The organism is Actinomadura gamaensis, from assembly GCF_042652125.1.
In the GTDB taxonomy this organism is placed as follows: domain Bacteria; phylum Actinomycetota; class Actinomycetes; order Streptosporangiales; family Streptosporangiaceae; genus Spirillospora; species Spirillospora gamaensis.
This window is the reverse complement of the sequence record NZ_JBHSIT010000003.1, coordinates 110,805-127,295: the sequence shown is the minus strand read 5'-3', so window position 1 is coordinate 127,295 and position 16,491 is coordinate 110,805. Positions and strand designations below refer to the sequence as shown.

Sequence of the window (16,491 nt, the reverse complement as noted above, 5' to 3'; positions counted from 1 at the left end):
GCCCCTCGCGTACGGCGGTCTACGGTCGCCGAGAGGCTCGGCCCGCAACGTCGCGGGCGGGGGACGAATCCCGGGAGGCTGGGTGGGCGTGCCGGTCCGCGAACCGCTGCGGCTGACGGCCAGGCAGGGACCCTCTCCGGCGGGCGCCGCGGCACTCCCGCTGCGCCGGCTGCTGGACGCACCGCGCCGTCCGGCGCGCGTGATCGCGGTGTTCCCGGCAGCGATGTACCTCGAGGTCAGAGGCGTGCCGGAGCCTCGCGTGCTGGCCGTGGTCGCCGAGGGCGCGGTGCGGCTCCCGAACGCGGTGGTGCTGGTCGTCCCGGTGCGGGACCGGCCGTTCGCCCGCGTCCGCGAGGGGGCCGAGGCGTGGATCGGCGAGGGGCGCGTCGAGACCTGCGGGCTCCGCGTCAAGGCCCGCCGCTGGTGGGATCCGACGCCGGTTCTGGCCGGTATGTCCCCTGCGTCCCTGGCGCACGGGATTCGCGGCCTGGAGGTCGCGCTCCGCGACGCCGGACCCGCCGCGGTGGGCGGACTCGCCGGACATCGCGGCCCCGCGGAGCTCGCCGAGGCCTGCGCGGACGGCGACCTCGCCGGCGCGGTCGAGGCGGCCGAACGCATCGTCGGCCTCGGTCCCGGCCTCACTCCGAGCGGCGACGACGTCCTCGCGGGCCTGCTGGTCGCGGCCCGCCTGCTCGGACGGGCCGTCCGCGGCGGCGGGGCCGCCGTGTGGCTCGCCGACTGGCTCGGCGCCGCCGTCGTGGAGGACGCCGACACCCGCACGACCGCGCTCGCCGCGACACTGCTGCACTGCGCGGCGAAAGGACAGGCGGGAGGCGAGGTCGCGGCCGTCCTGCGCGGCGTCGCCGGTCACGAACCGCCCGGCCCGGCCGTCCGGCGCCTGCTCGCCGTCGGCCACACCTCGGGCGCGGACCTCGCCTGGGGCGTCCTGGCGGGCTGCCGCGCCGCCCTCTCCCTCACCACCCGGAACACCACCGCCCACCCGAGCCCCGAACACCTCCCCACCCCCCGCCTCCCCGCCGCCCGCTGACCCCACCTCCGTCCGCGCCCGGCCACTGCCGCCTGCCGCCTGCCACCTGCACCCCCGCTGAGCCACGCCGCCGCGCTCACCGGTGAGCGTGCGCACACCGGTGAGCGTTCGCGCGTCGGTGAGCGATCGCGCGTCGGTGAGCGATCGCGCGTCGGTGAGCGATCGCGCGTCGGTGAGCGATCGCGCGTCGGTGAGCGATCGCGCGTCGGTGAGCGATCGCGCGTCGGCGACCCATTCGCTCATCAGTGACCGCTTGGTCGTCGGTGACCATTTGCGCGTCCGTGACCGCTTGCGCATCCGTGACCGCTTGCACGCTGGCGACCGTTTGCTCGTCGATGACCGCTTGCACGCTGGTGACCGCTTGCACGCTGGTGACCGCTTGCACGCTGGTGACCGCTTGCACGCTGGTGACCGTTTGCTTGTCGGTGATCGCTTGCACGCCGGTGATCACTTGCACGCCGAAGCGAGCGACGATGTTCGGTCGCGCAGCGATCGGCGTGCTTGAGCTCGCTCGATCGCTGGAGGCATCCCGCAGGTCGGGGACGGCGTCGGGGCGGCGGCGGGATAATCTGCCCGGCATGAGTGAGCAGCGTCCGATCACCGGCACCCAGCACCTTCTCACCGCGGGCCCCTACCGGGCGGTGGTGACCCAGGCGGGCGCGGGGCTCCGCAGCCTGACCCGCGACGGGCACGATCTGGTGCTGACGCACGACGCGGACAGGCTCGCTCCGGCCGGCTTCGGCCAGATCCTCGTCCCGTGGCCGAACCGGGTGGACGGCGGCAGGTACTCGTTCGACGGCGAGTCGTACCAGCTGGCGCTCTCCGAGCCGAAGTTCGAGAACGCGATCCACGGCCTGGCCCGGTGGTCGCCGTGGACGGCGGTCGAGCAGGCGGATGATCGCATCACGCTCTCCCTCGACCTGCTGGGCTCGCAGGGCTATCCCTTCCGGCTGGCCTTGACCGTCGAGTACGTCCTGGACGCCGAGAAGGGCCTGACCGTCCGCCTCACCGCGGAGAACACCGGAACGCGGCCGGCGCCGTACGCGCACGGCGCCCACCCGTACCTCACCGTGGGCGTCCCGATCGACGAGTGCACGGTCGAGCTCGATGCCGATCGTTTCCTTCCGGCCGGTGATCGAATGATCCCGCTCGACGCGGCCGTCCCGGTGGACGGAACCGACCGTGACCTGCGCGGTGGCCACGTCATCGGGACGCGGGAGATCGACAACGCGTACACCGGTCTTGTTCGCGACGAACACGGTCGAGCATGGGCGCGCCTCTCCGGAGGCGGACGTTCGGTCGCGCTCTGGGCGGACGAGGCGCACCCCTGGATCGAGGTGTACACGGCCCACACCATCCCGGCCGAGTACCGCCGCCGCGGCCTCGCCGTCGAGCCGATGACCGCCCCGCCGAACGCCTTCGTCACCGGAACGGACCTGATCGAACTCGCGCCGGGTGCCCGAACGGGCGGTTCTTGGGGGATCATGGCGTCGTGAACCTCAGCGTGCCCTCGATCGACGACCTGTCCGCCCGCGTCGCCGCCATCCGGGCGTTGCACGACGAGACCTTCCCCGGCCCGGCCGAGGGACGGCAACCGGTGCACACCGTCTACGTCCCGGCGGACCGCTACACCCAGAACACCGCCGCCGAGTTCGGCGCGGAGGCGTCGCGCCTGCTCAGCGCGCACGCGCCCGGCGCGGGCACGTTCGGCACGGTGTTCGGTCTCGATCCGGGCCTCGCCGGGGTCGTCCACGAGCGCGTCGCCGCCAAGCTCGCCACCGAGCCGGTCGAGGACGTCCGCATCGACTTCGAGGACGGTTACGGCGTCCGACCCGACGCCGAGGAGGACGGCCACGTCGCCCAGGTCGTCGAAGCCGTCGCCGCCGCCTACCAGGCGCGCACCCTGCCGCATTACTGGGGCCTGCGCGTCAAGTCGTTCGCCGACGGCGGCCACGAGCGCTCGATGCGCACCCTCGACGCCTTCCTCACCGCGCTCCGCGACCGCCTCGGCCGCCTGCCCGGCGGGTTCACCATCACCTTCCCGAAGGTCGTGATGGCCGAGCACGTCGCGATCTTCGTGGACTACCTGGAGCGGCTGGAGGGCGCGCTCGGCCTGCCCGCCGGGATCCTCCGCTTCGAGGTCCAGATCGAGACGACCGAGTCGATCGTCGACCAGAACGGCCTGGTCGGGCTGCGCGGCATCGCCGCCGCCGGACGCGGCCGGCTGACCGCCGCGCACTTCGGCGTCTTCGACTACACCGCCGCCTGCGGCCTGCCGCCGGAGCAGCAGCGCCTCGACCACCCGGCCTGCGACTTCGCCCGCAACATCATGCAGGTGACCCTCGCGGGCACCGGCATCCGCCTTTCGGACGGCTCGACCAACCTCGTCCCCCGGGACGACTCCCCCGACGAGGTCCACCACACCTGGACCACGCACGCCGCCCACGTCCGCCACTCCCTCGCGAACGGCTTCTACCAGGGCTGGGACCTCCACCCCTCCCACCTTCCGAGCCGCTACGCCGCCGTCTACGCCTTCCACCTCGCCGGCGTGGACGACGCCCTGGCCCGAGTCCGCGCCTGGCACGACCAGGCCGCCGCCAAGGACGGCGTCCTCGACGAACCGGCGACCATCAAGGCCCTGACCTCCCGCCTCCAGCGCGCCGTCGACTGCGGCGCCCTGGACCCGTCCGCCCTCCCGGCCCAGACCCTGTAACGCCTCCGACCATCCCGGACGGCCCCAGCCGGTCGTCTCCAGCCGCCGGTGGCCTCAGCCGGTTGGCCTCAGCCGGCTGGCCTCAGCTGGCTGGGCCCCAGGCCGGTGGCTTCAACCGGCTGGGCCCCAGGCCGGTGGCTTCAGCCGGCTGGCCTCAGCCGGTAGCTCAAGCCGATTGGCGCCGCCGACCTCGTCCGTAGGACGAGCCGCGCAACCCGCGCAGTTCGTCCTCGGGTAGGCCGATCAAGGCAGACCGCTCACGCGGCCTGCCTTCGGGCGGCCTGCTGATACGGCGTTCGGGGGTGGAGCGGGCGGCTAGAAACCGGTCATTTCTGGTAGGCGGCCAGGTCGGCTGGCGTGTCTATGTCGTCCGGGGACGCGACGTCGTCGCACGCCACGGGTGTGATCAGCTCGGGGTGGGCGCGCAGGAAGGGGCGGGCGCCGACGTCGCCGAGGGCGGACGCGGCGACGGCGGGAAAATGTTCGCGGCTGATCAGGACCGGGTTGCGGGGCCGTCCGCCATAGGTGGCGACGGCGACGCCGGCGCCGTTCTCGTAGGCGGTGAGCAGGCGCGACACGGCGGCGGGCGTGATGCGCGGCTGGTCGACGAGCGCGATGACCGCGGCGGGACACTCGGGCGGGAGGGCGGCGAGGCCCGCGCGCAGGGACGAGCCCATGCCCGTCGCCCAGTCCGGGTTCGGCACCACGACGGCGCCGATCACTTCGACCGTGACCGCTCCGGCGACGACCACGACGGGCGCGCAGCCGCCGTCGCGGAGGGTGCGGACGCCGCGGTCCACGAGCCGTTCGCCGTCCAGTTCCAGCAGTGCCTTCGGCCGTCCGAGCCGGCTGCCGCCGCCGGCGGCGAGCAGCAGCCCGGCGGGTGGTTGCGCTCCGTGCAGGGTCATCCGGGAAGGGTAGCCGTTGGATCAGGCCTCGCCGTGGATACGGCCGTCGGTGTCCGACAGCGGTCGTCCCGATCCGCCCCAGCGCAGTTGGACGAGTTCGGCGGCGATCGACACCGCCGTCTCTTCGGGCGTCCGCGCGCCGAGGTCGAGGCCGATCGGCGAGCGCAGGCGGGACAGTTCCGCGTCGGTGAGGCCGGCTTCGCGCAGGCGCGCGAGGCGGTCCTGGTGGGTGCGGCGGGATCCCATCGCGCCGACGTATCCGGCGGACGTGCGCAGCGCGATCTCGAGCAGCGGGACGTCGAACTTCGGGTCATGCGTGAGGACACAGATGGCTGTTCGTTCGTCCACGTCTGTTTCGTTCAGGAACTTGTGCGGCCAACTGACCACGACCTCGTCCGCGTCGGGGAAGCGCTTGGTCGTGGCGAACACCGGTCGCGCATCGCACACGGTCACGTGGTAGCCCAGGAACTTGCCCACCCGCGCCACGGCGGCGGCGAAATCGATCGCTCCGAACACGAGCAGCCGGGGTGGTGGAGCGAAACTGTGAACGAACACGGTCAGGTCGTCCAGTCGCCGTTCGCCTTGCGGTCCGTAATGGCGCCTGCCGGTGAGTCCCTGCGCGAGCATGCCGCGCGCGTCGTCGTCCACGGCCGCGTCGAGCCGTGCCGCGTGCGGTTCGCCGGGCGCCAGTGATCCGGATGCGTCGTCCGGCCAGATGACGCGGCGCGCGCCGAGCCGGCCGGGCCCGGCGATGACGGTCGCGAGCGCGACGGGACGGTGCGCGCGGATCGCGTCCACGACCGCCTCGAACTCCGGAAAGGACGCGGCGTCGACCGGCTCGACCAGCACGTCCAGAATGCCGCCGCAGGTCAGGCCGACGGCGAACGCGTCGTCGTCGCTGACTCCGTACCGCTGGACGACCGGCTTCCGCGTCGCGGCGACCTCCTGCGCCAGCTCGTACACCGCGCCCTCGACGCAGCCGCCGGACACGCTGCCCGCCGCCTCGCCGTCCGCCGACACCGCCATCGCCGCCCCGGGCGGACGCGGCGCGCTGCGGAACGTCCCGACCACCGTGGCCAGGCCGAACGTCCGTCCGGACGCGTACCAGGAGGCGATGTCGTCGAGCACGTCACGCATGGCCCGGTTCTCCGATCAGTCGAGCGAGCTCCTCCAGGGCGGCGAGGCTGTGCCCGGAGGTGAAGGCGGAAAGGTGCGGGAGCGCGGCGGCCATCCCGGCGGTGAGCGGCTCGTATCCGGGCCTCGCCTTGTGCGGGTTCGCCCAGATCACGCGGTGCGCGAGTCGCGAGAGCCGCGCCATCTGCTCGCCGAGCAGCGCCGCGTCGCCACGCTCCCATCCGTCCGACGCGATGACGACGACCGCGCCGCGCGCGAGCCCGCGCTGCCCGAACCGGTCAAGGAACTCTTTCAGCTCCTCGCCGAGCCGCGTTCCTCCACTCCAGTCCGGAATGGCCGCCGAAGCCGCCCGCATCGCCGCATCAGGATCAGGGTTCCGGAGTTCCGGGGTGAGGCGGGTCAGCCGCGTTCCCACGCTGAACACCTCCACAACGCGTCCCGCCGATCCCGCCGCCGCACGCACTCGCTTCGGAGTTCTCGCCAGTCCCTTGAGGGTTGGAGCGCCGTCCGTCCCTGGCCCCCCTGACGTCGTGCTCGGTGTGCCTGTTCCCGCTGCTTCCTGTTCAGGTGAGCGGCTGATGAGCGGATGCTCGGTCGGACGAACAGTTGCTCGTTTGAGTGGTTGAGCGGGTGAATGTGCGGATGACCGGGTGTGAGCGTTGGACGCTCGGATGGCCGCATGAGCGAAGCGAAGCAGCGTGTCCGCGTAAGGGGACATCGAACCGGAAACGTCCACCAGAAGCACAAGGCGGCGCGGTCGGGTCCGGTGGGTCCGGCGGCGGAGGACGGCGGGTTCGCCGCCTCGGCGAAGGGCTTCGCGGATCGTCCGGGCGGGGTCCAAGCGTCCGCTCGATGAAGGGGCGAGTCTGCGGGAACGGCGTGCTTCGGTCGACGCGCCGAGCAGGGCGACCAGGCGGTTGACCTCGGCACGCTCATCCGGTGTCAGCGCGGATACATCACGATGCCGCAACACCTCCGCCGCGCTCGCGCTCACGACCTGGGCGTTGTCCGAAACGTCCTCCTCGTCGCCGGACGGCGGATCTGGGACGGGCGGAGCCACCCGGACCGTTCGGACGACGGGCACCGACGGCGTGCGACTCCGAGCCGGCCGAGCCGTCCTGCCGGAAAAGTAGGCGGCGAAGCAACGGTCGTAGCGCGAAAGGTCTTCAGGGTCGGCGCAGAGAGTGAGACGTCCGGCCCAGTAGACGTCGCGCGGCGCCAGAACGTCCAGGTGGTCGAGGGCGGCGAGCATCGCCTGCACGCGTTCGGAATCGGCGCGTCCGCCCGCGGCCCTGAGCGTTCGCGCAAATCCGATCACGGTCTCAACCACGTCCCGCATGCCCTTCGACGCCTGCGGCTCGTGTCCGGTTGATGCCCGAACCCCACGTTCTGACGATCCCCGAAACCCGCGTTCAGATGATCCCCGAAGCGCGTGATCGGTTGATGGTTGGGGGCCGCGTTCGGACGATTCCCGGGGCGCGTATTCGGCTGTTGCCTGGGAGTCGCGTTCAGTCGATGCCCCGAGGACGGGTTCGGCCGATGCTCGAGGCTTGTTTTCGGGGGTTCTGTCGTCCGACATGCTGGTTTCATCCCCCGTTGAACAGGGCGGCCAGCCCGCGCTCGCGATCCTCGCGGTACTTGAGGACGGCTCCGAGGGTGAGAGCGGCGGTGTCCGGATCCAGGTCGCGGACGCCGAGCGCGACGAGCGCCTCGGTCCAGTCGATGGTCTCCGCGACTCCCGGCGGTTTCAGCAGGTCGGCCGAGCGCAGCGCGGCGGCGGCGCGGGCGACCTGCCCGGCGAGCCGGTCGGCGGCGTCCGGGAGGCGGCGGCGGATGATCGCGACCTCCCGGTCGAACGACGGATGCTCCAGCCAGTGGTAGAGGCAGCGGCGTTTGAGCGCATCGTGCACCTCGCGTGTTCGATTGGACGTCACGACCACCACGGGCGGCGTCTCGGCGCGGATCGTCCCGAGCTCCGGTACCGAGATCGTGAAATCGCTCAGGACTTCCAGCAGGAACGCCTCGAACTCGTCGTCCGCGCGGTCGACCTCGTCCACCAGGAGGACGGACGGGCTCGTCTCCAGTGCCCGCAACAGGGGCCTGGCCAGCAAGAACCGCCGATCGTACAGCTCGCCCTCCAGCTGCGCGGCGTCGGTGATGCCGGCGGCCTCGGCCGCGCGCAGGTGGAGGATCTGCCGGGGAAAGTCCCAGTCGTAGAGCGCTTGCGTCGCGTCCAGTCCCTCGTAGCACTGCAGGCGGATCAGCGGCGCGGCGAGCACCCGCGCGAGCGTTTTGGCCAGCTCGGTCTTCCCGACTCCGGCCTCGCCTTCCAGGAACAGTGGCCGTCCCATCCGCAGCGCGAGGAAGCACGCCGTGGCGAGTCCGTCGTCACACAGGTAGGCGTGCTGGTCGAGCAGCTCCGCGAGCGCGCCGGGCGACGCTGGGAACGATCCCGGCGGACGCGGCGAAGGCGGGGTGGTGTGCGCCACGCCACACAGCCTACCGAGAGAGAAACAGATTAATTCAGTAGGGAAAGTTGACTTCCGGCAGCCCGCTCAGCAGCATCGATGCCATGGATCCCGATCTCACCGCCGAGACGCCTCCCGCCCAGCCCCACACCCCTTCCGACGCCCCGGCACGAGAGTCCGGAAACACTCCCCCAGCGCCGTCCATCCGCGACACGACCGCGCGGCCCCGTAGGCACGCGCCAGGCGAAACGAACGTCCATAGCCACCCGGAGCCCAACAAGACGCCCCTTTCCCGCCCTCGCACCGACGCGCCTCGCCCCGGCGACGCGCCCGGACGTGATGCCACCAAGGCGAGCGGAGACAGGCACCTGGACACACGCGAAGACGCAGACGCGCGCCGACGCACAAGCACGTCCGAGAGCCCGGGCATGTCCGAAAGCGCGGCCGTGTCCAGGAGCACGAGCACTTCCGGAGACATGGGCACGCGCCGAGGCGCAAGCACGCCCGGAAGCTCACTTACACCCGAGGCCGCAGCGACGACCGAAAGCAAAGCCCCGGCAGAGGGCTCGGGCGCCTCCAGGGGGACGAGCCCGTCCGGCAGTGCAGGCACCTCCGAGAGCGCAACCACGACCGGCGGCAAAGCCACCGCGGGGAGCACGAGCGCCTCCAGGGGGACGAGCCCATCCGGGAGCGCAGGCGACTCCGACGACGCAGGTACAGCTGGGAGCGCGGCCGTACTCAGGAGTGCGGGCACCTCCCGAAGCGCGGATACGCCCGGAAGCGCCGGTGCACTCGGGAACGCACGCACGGCCGAGAGTGCAGGCAACTCTGCGAACGCGGACACGCATGGGAGCGCAGGCCCGGGCGCAAGCGCATGGGTGGCCGAGCGCGCAAACAACTCCGGAAGCGCTACGCATGCGAGCGCAGACACGCGCGGGTACGTGAACACGCACGGGAACGCAGACACGCGCGGGTACGTGAACACGCACGGGAACGCAGGCGCGCTTGGGGCCGTGGGCGGGATCGCAGGCGCGGACGCGGACGCAGGCGCGGACGCGGTTGCAGGCGCGGACAGGGTTGGGAGCGTGGACTTGGTTGCAGGCGCGGGCGCGGTTGGCGGCGTGGGGGGAAATGAGGGGTCGGGCGCCGGGGAGGGTTTGGAGGGGTTTGGGGAGCGGCAGGTTCTGACGGGGCAGGGGGCGAGGCGGCGGGGGGTTTCTCGGCGGGGGGTGTTGCGGCTTTCGGCGGGGGCGGTCGCGGGTAGTGTCGTTGGGGCGGCGGCTGTCGCTTCGGGTGGCGTGGCCTTCGCGTCGGCCGTGGGGTCCAGAGGGCGCGGCGGGACGTTGGCTCGGGGGTTCGAGGATCCTTTGCGCACTCTTGCGGACGTTCCGGCGGGCGGGATCGTCAAGCCGCTGCCGCCGGAGTTGTTCATTCCGCGTGGCACGAACGCCGAGATGCGTTGGGAGGCCATGCGCGAGGAGGGCGTGCTCACTCCGATCGATCGTTTCTTCGTTCGGAATCACGTCGCCACGCCTCGGATCGACGCGCGGACGTGGCGGCTCAAGCTGTGGGGCACCGGCCTGCACGGCTCGCCTACCGAGGAGCGTCCCTTCGAGCTCACATATGGGCAGTTGCTCACAATGCGCGCTCGTACGATCACGACGGCGATCGAATGTACAGGTAATGGTCGTTCGTTCTATACGACACAACAGAACGAGAAGGTGAGCGGAACGCCATGGACGCTCGGAGGCGTGGGCGTCGCGCGCTGGCGGGGTGTGCCGCTCGCTGACGTCCTGCACCGGGCGGGGCTCTCCCCCACCGCCGTGGACGTCATGCCGCGCGGGCTCGACGCCGACTTCGTGGACGGCGGGGAGAACATGGGGCGCGTCCGGCGTCCGCTGCCGATCGCGAAGGCTTTGAAGGACGTCCTGGTCGCGTACGAGATGAACGGCGCACCGCTGCCGCCCGACCACGGCTTCCCGGTGCGGCTGGTCGTCCCGCACTGGGTCGGCATCGCGTCCATCAAGTGGCTCGGCGACATTCAGGTCGCCGACCACGAGCTCGCCTCTCCCTGGAACACCCGCTACTACCGGATGTTCGGGCCGGACTTCCCGACCGAGGGCAGTGCGCCCTTGACCACGATGAACGTTAAAAGCGCATTCGAGCTTCCGTTCCCCGCCACGATCGATTCGGGGACCGGACGCGCAATAACGCTCACCGGACGATCGTGGTCGGGCACCGGCAGCGTCCGGCAGGTCGAGGTGAGTACGGACGGCGGCGCGCACTGGCGGCGCGCGCGGCTTCACGGCCGGTCCGATGCGTGGGTCCGCTGGTCACTGCGCTGGCGTCCGCCGGGGCCCGGACGGTACGACCTGCTCGCCCGCGCCACGGACGACACCGGCCACACCCAGCCGGAAACCGCGACCTACAACACGCTCGGATATCTGTTCGGCGCCGTCGTCCGCCATCCCGTCACCGTCTCCTGAACCCTCGTCGCGCCACCAGGCGCGGCACCCATCCCGTCACCGTCTCCTGAACCCTCGTCGCGCCACCAGGCGCGGCGCCCACCCTGTCACCGTCTCCTAACCCTCGTCGCGCCACCGGGCGCGGCGGCGGCCTTCCGCGCGCTAAGCGCCGCGATGGCCTCAAACGGACCTTGGACAACGTGATCAGCCGAGTAAGGATCAGAGAACGCCACTGAGGAGACCCCCTATGGCCTTGTGGAAGCCCGATCCGACCTTCTACGCCTCCCCGCGCGACGCCGTCGCCGCGCCTCCCGAGAAACTCGCCTACGTGGCGGCGTTCGATCCGTCCTCCCAGAGGCCGGACGCCGTCCTGGTCGTCGACGTCGATCCGGACTCCGTCGCCTACGGGACGGTCGTCGGGCGCACGGCGCTGCCGAACACCGGCGACGAGTTGCACCACATGGGCTGGAACGCATGCAGCAGTGCGCTTTGCCCGTACGCACCGCATCCGCACGTCGAACGCCGGTATCTGGTCGTTCCCGGGCTCCGCTCGTCCCGGATCTACTTCCTGGACGTCAAGGAGAACCCGACCGCTCCGCAGATCGCCAAGATCCTCGAACCGGATGAGCTGGCCAAACGCGCCGGATACTCGCGTCCGCACACCGTCCACTGCGGGCCTGAGGGGTTGTACGTTTCTTCGCTCGGCGGAGCGAACGGACACGACGGGCCGGGCGGGATCGCGCTGCTCGACCACGACTCGTTCGACGTGCTCGGACGCTGGGAGGTCGATCGCGGGCCGCAGCACCTCGCCTACGACGCCTGGTGGCACATCGCGCACGACGTGCTCGTGACGTCCGAATGGGGCACACCGTCCATGATCGAGGACGGCGTGGTCGGCGAGCTGCTGCTCGGCCGCCGGTACGGGCACTCGCTGCACTTCTGGGACCTGCGCAAACGCCGTCACGTCCAGCAGGTGGACCTCGGCGACCAGCATCAGATGGCGCTCGAACTGCGCCCCGCGCACGATCCGACACGGCAGTGGGGCTTCGTGAACGTCGTCGTCAGCGTCGAGGACCTGTCGGCGTCCATCTGGCTCTGGCACCGCGAGGACGGCTCGAAGGACGGGCCGTGGACGGCCACGAAGGTCATCACCATCCCGGCCGAGCCCGCGCCCGCCGAGGCGCTGCCGCCGGTGATCCAGCCGTTCGGGGCCGTCCCGCCGCTGGTCACCGACATCGACCTGTCCGTGGACGATCGCTGGCTGTACGTGTCGTGCTGGGGAACGGGAGAGCTGAAGCGTTACGACGTCACGGACCCGTTCCACCCCGTCGAGGCCGGATCGGTGCGGATCGGCGGGATCGTGAACCGCACGCCGCATCCGTCCGCGCCGGACCGTCCGCTCGCCGGCGGCCCGCAGATGGTCGAGGTCAGCCGCGACGGCCGCCGCGTCTACGTGACGAACTCGCTGTACCGCGCATGGGACGACCAGTTCTACCCGGACGGCGTCGGCGCGTGGATGGCCAAACTCGACTCGTCCGGGCTCGACTCGTCCGCCGCGGGGTTCGGCTTCGATCCGCGCTTCTTCCCGCACGGGGACGAGTTCGGCGGGCTGCGCGTCCACCAGACGCGGTTGCAGGGAGGCGACGCCTCGTCCGACTCCTACTGCTACCCCTGAGCCGGTGACGGACGGATCGCTGGCGGCCCTGGTCGTCCTCGGGGCGTTCCACGGCCTCAACCCCGCGATGGGCTGGCTGTTCGCCGTGGCGCGCGGCCTCCAGGAACGCAGCCGGACCCGCGTCCTGGAGGCCCTCCCGGCCATAGCCGCCGGACACGCCGCCTCGGTCGGGGCCGTCGCGCTGCTGGTCACCCTCACCCGCTCGGTCGTGGCCGCGCAGATCGTCGCGGTGGCCGGCGGCGTGGCGCTGGTCGTGTTCGGACTGTGGCGGTTGCTGTCGAAACGCCACTTCCGCTGGGTGGGCATGCGCTTGTCGTTGCCGCAGCTCGCCGGCTGGTCGTTCCTGATGTCGTCGGCCCATGGCGCCGGGCTGATGCTGCTGCCGGTGATAGCCGCGTCCGGGACGTCAGGCTCGTCTGGGACGTCCGGGGCCTCGGCGTCCGGCCATGCCCTGACGCATGCGCACGGACTCGTCCACGCGCACGCGCACGGGCTGGGTCACGCCGCGGGCAGCGCCGTCTCCGCCGCGATCTTCGTGACCGGCGTCCACACCCTGGCCATGTTCGTCACGGCCGGGATCATCGCGCTGCTCGTCTACGACGTCCTCGGCCTGACGGTCCTCCGCCACACCTGGCTCAACCTGGACCGCGTCTGGGCCGTGGCCCTCGTGGGCGCCGGCGCCTTCGCCCTGGCCACCGCCTAACCTCGCCGACTCCCTGTCATGTCACCTAACCCGTGTCACGTCCGCAAGCGCCTGAGATCGCGGCCACGGGCGCGCGGACGGGCGTCCCAGGAGCGGAGGGGCGTTCTAGAACGGGTGGGTTGGCACTGGCGGAGGCGGCCGGGTTGTCATCCGGGGACGAGAGGGCGTTGTCATGCGCGGATGAGAAACGGGGCCGGGTTGAGGTCGTTCGCTCAGTTGAGCTTGATCAATTGCGACGGGCAGGCGGGGATGGCAGTCTCCTAGCGGACCCATGGGACATCAGTGACACATGGGGCAATTCGCGAACGGGGATGCCATGAAGGCTTCTGCACGACTCGCCGTGCGCTGCACGGTCGCGGCCCTCACCGCCGCGCCGCTGCTCACCGTCGCCGGGACCGCGGCCGACGCGGCTCCGGCCCCGGGCCCGGACACCTGGGCGGCCGGCGCACCGAGCGGGGTGGCGGCGAAGTCCGCCTATCTGTACGACGTGTCCGCGAAGAAGGCCCGCTGGGCCCGGGCGGACAAGACCAGGCGCCCGATCGGCAGCATGACCAAGGTCATGACCGCCTACACGGTGCTGAACAGCGGCATCAGCCTGGACAAGGTCGTCACCGTCCAGCGCAAGCACGTGGAGTACATCACCAAGCAGCACACGGACGCCAGCCGCGCCGGGCTCGTCGCGGGCGACCGGCTGACCGTCCGTCAACTGCTGAACCTGATGATGGTGCCGTCCGGCTGCGACGCCGCGTACGTGCTCGCCGACACCGTCGGCCCGGGCTGGCAGAAGTTCGTCGCCAAGATGAACGCCAACGCCCGCAAGCTCGGGATGAAGAACAGCCACTTCGCCAACTTCGACGGGCTGAACTGGCCGACGGAGACCTCGACGTACTCGACGGCCTGGGACATGACCCGGCTCGGCTACTTCACGATGAAGAACGCCACCTTCCGGGCCATCGTGAAGCAGCCGCGCTACTACCTCGGCGCGACGAGCTCGCACCACGCCTACAGCCCGTGGAACACCAACCGGCTGCTCGGCTCCGGCAAGAACGCCTACAGGGGCGCGATCGGCATCAAGACCGGCCACACCAACGCGGCCGGATACTCGCTGCTGTTCGAGGCCACCCGCGGCAAGAAGACGCTGATCGGCGTGGTCATGGACAGCTCCAAGACCGTCGAGGCCGCCCGCTTCACGGACGCCGCGAAGGTCCTCAACTGGGGCTTCGGCGTCCGCTCCGCCGACGTCTGGGTCGTCCCGCCGGTCCCGGCCGGCGCGAACGTCGACTGACGCGACGCTCCACCACCGGAAGCCCCTCGCGCCGCCTCGGCGCGAGGGGCTTTCCCGTCCCGACGTCAGGACTTCCCCCCTTCTCGACAGCGGGCCTTTCTGCGTTTCGCCGAACCGGTTGCGAAGCCCCGGCGCGCCCGCGAAGCTGCATGAGCTTTCGTCGGACGAGCGAGACGGGGACCGCTGATGCGACGCACGGGACTGCTGGTGGGCACCATCCTCACGATTCCCCTGGTCGCAGCGCCGCCGGCCATCGCCCGGACGGCGACTGACGAGCCCAACGACGTCGCCGCCGTCCCGAGTGGCCTCTCCGATGCCGTGACGCCGGGCAACCCGATCAGCGGCACCAACCCCCGCACACTCTCCAGCGCGGACATCCCGGACGCGCTGACACGCGACGCCGTTCGCTCCGGCACCGGCTCATCCCCCGCCACCGCCCCGGGCACCACCGCATCCCGCCCCGCCGATCGCGGCACCGGCATACGCCGCCCCGGCGCCTCCGATGCTCTCGCGCCCGTCAATCTGGCAAGCGCGCCCGGCGGCTGGGGAAGCGCGGCTGACCGGCTGAGAGGGGGGCGGGGCGGCTCGGGGAGCGCGCTCGGGGACGGCCTGGCAGTCGTGCGGGGCGGGTTGGGGAGCGTGTCCGACGGTTTGGCGGTCGTGCGGGGTGGTTTGGGGGGCTTGCCGGGCGAGTCGGGGTCGGCGCCGGCGGGGGTTCGGGCCAGAGGGGCTTACCTGGCTGCGGGGAGGGCCTCGTGGAGTCACCGGGCCGATACCCGGCGGCCGATCGCCAGCGTGACGAAGCTGATGACGGCGCTCGTCGTGGTCCGCGCCGGACACCTCGACCGGACGATCACGATCAAGCAGAAGTACGTGGACTACGGGGTTCGGCACGGAGCGAGCATGGCCGGGCTGCGCGCCGGGGACCGGCTCACCGCGCGGCAGCTGCTGTACGCGATGCTGCTGCCGTCCGGGTCGGACGCGGCGTACGCGCTCGTCGAGTCGTACGGCCCGACCTGGCCCGCGTTCGTCGCGAAGATGAACGCCACGGCGAGGAAGCTCGGCATGTCGAGGACCCACTACGACAACTTCGACGGCCTGCCCTGGCCGGCCAAGACGGCCGACACCAGCACGCCGCGCGATCTCGTCGTGCTCGCTCGCAGGGCGCTCGCCACGCCGTCCCTCCGCCGCGTCGTCCGCACCCGGACGTACCGGATCGGCAAGTCGCCGACGCACGCCGCCTACGCCTGGACGAACACCAACCGCCTTCTCGGCTCCTACAAGGGCGCGGCCGGCGTGAAGACCGGATTCACGAACACGGCGGGATACTGCCTGCTCTTCACGGCCAGGCGCGGTTCGCGGACCGTCTACGGCGCGCTGCTCGGTGAACCGACGTCCGATGCGCGCTTCTCCGACGCGTCCCGGATGCTCGACTGGGGTTTCGGTCTGCACGCCACCCATGTCCCGCTGTTCCCGCCGACGTCCTCGGACCGGGACTGACATGGCGCGGCGCATTGGAGCCGGGCTCCGGTTCGGGCGCGCGGTGGTCGGCGCGGTGCTGCTGGCGGCGTGCTCGTCCGGCGTCGCGCACTCCCACTCCCCTTCCCACTCCCGCGACGCCACGCCCTTCACCGGGACCTGGCGGACGGATACGACCACGATGACCGTTGCGCCGGACGGCGGGCTCCGGTTCAAGAGCGCCGTCGACTGCTCCGGCCGCGTCGGGCGCGCGGCGTCCGGCGGATACCGGTTCGCGATGACCTGCGGGCCGTCCACGATGACCGGCACCGCGCAGGCGCCCGCCTCCGGGACGTTCACCATCACCTGGGCGGACGGCGACAGCAGCCAGTACACGCGCTGACCGCTGAGCCGAAACGAGCACCCGAGCACCCGAGCAGTCGGGCGGCCGGGCGGCCGGTGACGAAAGCCGGTTGTCACATCCGGCGGATCTCGATTGTCACCGAGTGCGGATCGGCACCCATCGGCGAGCAACACCGCACATGCTCACCGCGAGCCCAGCCCGTCGAGCCAGAACCGATCACACCGAACCAGGGTCGGGGCCGACGAGCCGGCCACTCGACCGTCCATCCAG

The 16,491-nt window shown here is 71.5% G+C and carries 14 protein-coding genes; 9 read left to right on the top strand and 5 right to left on the bottom strand.

Features of this window, described 5'->3' with window-relative positions; genetic code table 11:
* The first annotated feature begins 82 nt into the window (after window positions 1-82).
* Window positions 83-1,048 carry an oxamate carbamoyltransferase subunit AllH family protein gene (locus ACFPCY_RS11040; protein ID WP_378253995.1) on the top strand — a complete coding sequence of 322 codons (966 nt, stop codon included), beginning with the start codon at window positions 83-85 and terminating at the stop codon, window positions 1,046-1,048.
* 76 nt (window positions 1,049-1,124) lie between these two features.
* Here the strand turns inward: ACFPCY_RS11040 and ACFPCY_RS11035 are convergent, their stop codons facing one another.
* The gene (locus tag ACFPCY_RS11035; protein ID WP_378253993.1) at window positions 1,125-1,655 is read right to left on the bottom strand and encodes a hypothetical protein; all 531 of its coding nucleotides are present in this window, start codon (window positions 1,653-1,655) and stop codon (window positions 1,125-1,127) included.
* On the opposite strand from ACFPCY_RS11035, the gene ACFPCY_RS11030 reads away from it, so the two are divergent.
* A complete protein-coding gene (locus tag ACFPCY_RS11030) occupies window positions 1,627-2,544 on the top strand; it encodes an aldose 1-epimerase family protein (RefSeq protein ID WP_378253991.1) in 918 nt (305 codons plus the stop codon). The two genes, ACFPCY_RS11035 and ACFPCY_RS11030, sit on opposite strands and share 29 nt — an antisense overlap.
* On the top strand, window positions 2,541-3,761 hold the full coding sequence (locus ACFPCY_RS11025) for a DUF6986 family protein (RefSeq protein ID WP_378253989.1): 1,221 nt from the start codon (window positions 2,541-2,543) through the stop codon (window positions 3,759-3,761). Before ACFPCY_RS11030 ends, ACFPCY_RS11025 begins: the two co-directional genes overlap by 4 nt.
* A 326-nt stretch (window positions 3,762-4,087) precedes the next feature.
* Here the strand turns inward: ACFPCY_RS11025 and ACFPCY_RS11020 are convergent, their stop codons facing one another.
* The 4 genes from ACFPCY_RS11020 to ACFPCY_RS11005 form a co-directional block, all read right to left on the bottom strand.
* Window positions 4,088-4,669 (bottom strand): nucleotidyltransferase family protein, encoded by a 582-nt coding sequence (locus ACFPCY_RS11020; RefSeq protein WP_378253987.1) that lies wholly within the window; start codon window positions 4,667-4,669, stop codon window positions 4,088-4,090.
* A gap of 21 nt (window positions 4,670-4,690) precedes the next feature.
* On the bottom strand, window positions 4,691-5,806 hold the full coding sequence (locus ACFPCY_RS11015; protein WP_378253985.1) for an XdhC family protein: 1,116 nt from the start codon (window positions 5,804-5,806) through the stop codon (window positions 4,691-4,693).
* Window positions 5,799-7,055: a vWA domain-containing protein gene (locus ACFPCY_RS11010; RefSeq protein WP_378255111.1), complete on the bottom strand. Its 1,257-nt coding sequence runs from the start codon at window positions 7,053-7,055 to the stop codon at window positions 5,799-5,801. The genes ACFPCY_RS11015 and ACFPCY_RS11010 overlap by 8 nt, the downstream gene beginning before the upstream one ends.
* A gap of 334 nt (window positions 7,056-7,389) precedes the next feature.
* Window positions 7,390-8,292 (bottom strand): AAA family ATPase, encoded by a 903-nt coding sequence (locus ACFPCY_RS11005; protein WP_378253983.1) that lies wholly within the window; start codon window positions 8,290-8,292, stop codon window positions 7,390-7,392.
* A 1,346-nt stretch (window positions 8,293-9,638) separates the two neighbouring features.
* Here ACFPCY_RS11005 and ACFPCY_RS11000 point away from each other — a divergent pair.
* From ACFPCY_RS11000 to ACFPCY_RS10975, 6 genes are all read left to right on the top strand, one after another.
* Window positions 9,639-10,757, top strand: a complete 1,119-nt coding sequence (locus ACFPCY_RS11000) for a sulfite oxidase (RefSeq protein ID WP_378253981.1) — start codon at window positions 9,639-9,641, stop codon at window positions 10,755-10,757.
* A 226-nt stretch (window positions 10,758-10,983) separates the two neighbouring features.
* Window positions 10,984-12,411, top strand: coding sequence for a selenium-binding protein SBP56-related protein (locus ACFPCY_RS10995; RefSeq protein ID WP_378253979.1), 1,428 nt, complete (start codon window positions 10,984-10,986; stop codon window positions 12,409-12,411).
* Between the two features lie 4 nt (window positions 12,412-12,415).
* A complete protein-coding gene (locus tag ACFPCY_RS10990; RefSeq protein ID WP_378253977.1) occupies window positions 12,416-13,114 on the top strand; it encodes a hypothetical protein in 699 nt (232 codons plus the stop codon).
* 316 nt (window positions 13,115-13,430) lie between these two features.
* Window positions 13,431-14,399, top strand: coding sequence for a D-alanyl-D-alanine carboxypeptidase family protein (locus ACFPCY_RS10985; protein ID WP_378253975.1), 969 nt, complete (start codon window positions 13,431-13,433; stop codon window positions 14,397-14,399).
* A 639-nt stretch (window positions 14,400-15,038) separates the two neighbouring features.
* Window positions 15,039-15,899, top strand: a complete 861-nt coding sequence (locus ACFPCY_RS10980; protein ID WP_378253974.1) for a D-alanyl-D-alanine carboxypeptidase family protein — start codon at window positions 15,039-15,041, stop codon at window positions 15,897-15,899.
* A gap of 1 nt (window position 15,900) precedes the next feature.
* The gene (locus ACFPCY_RS10975) at window positions 15,901-16,260 is read left to right on the top strand and encodes a hypothetical protein (protein WP_378253973.1); all 360 of its coding nucleotides are present in this window, start codon (window positions 15,901-15,903) and stop codon (window positions 16,258-16,260) included.
* Window positions 16,261-16,491: the final 231 nt, after the last annotated feature.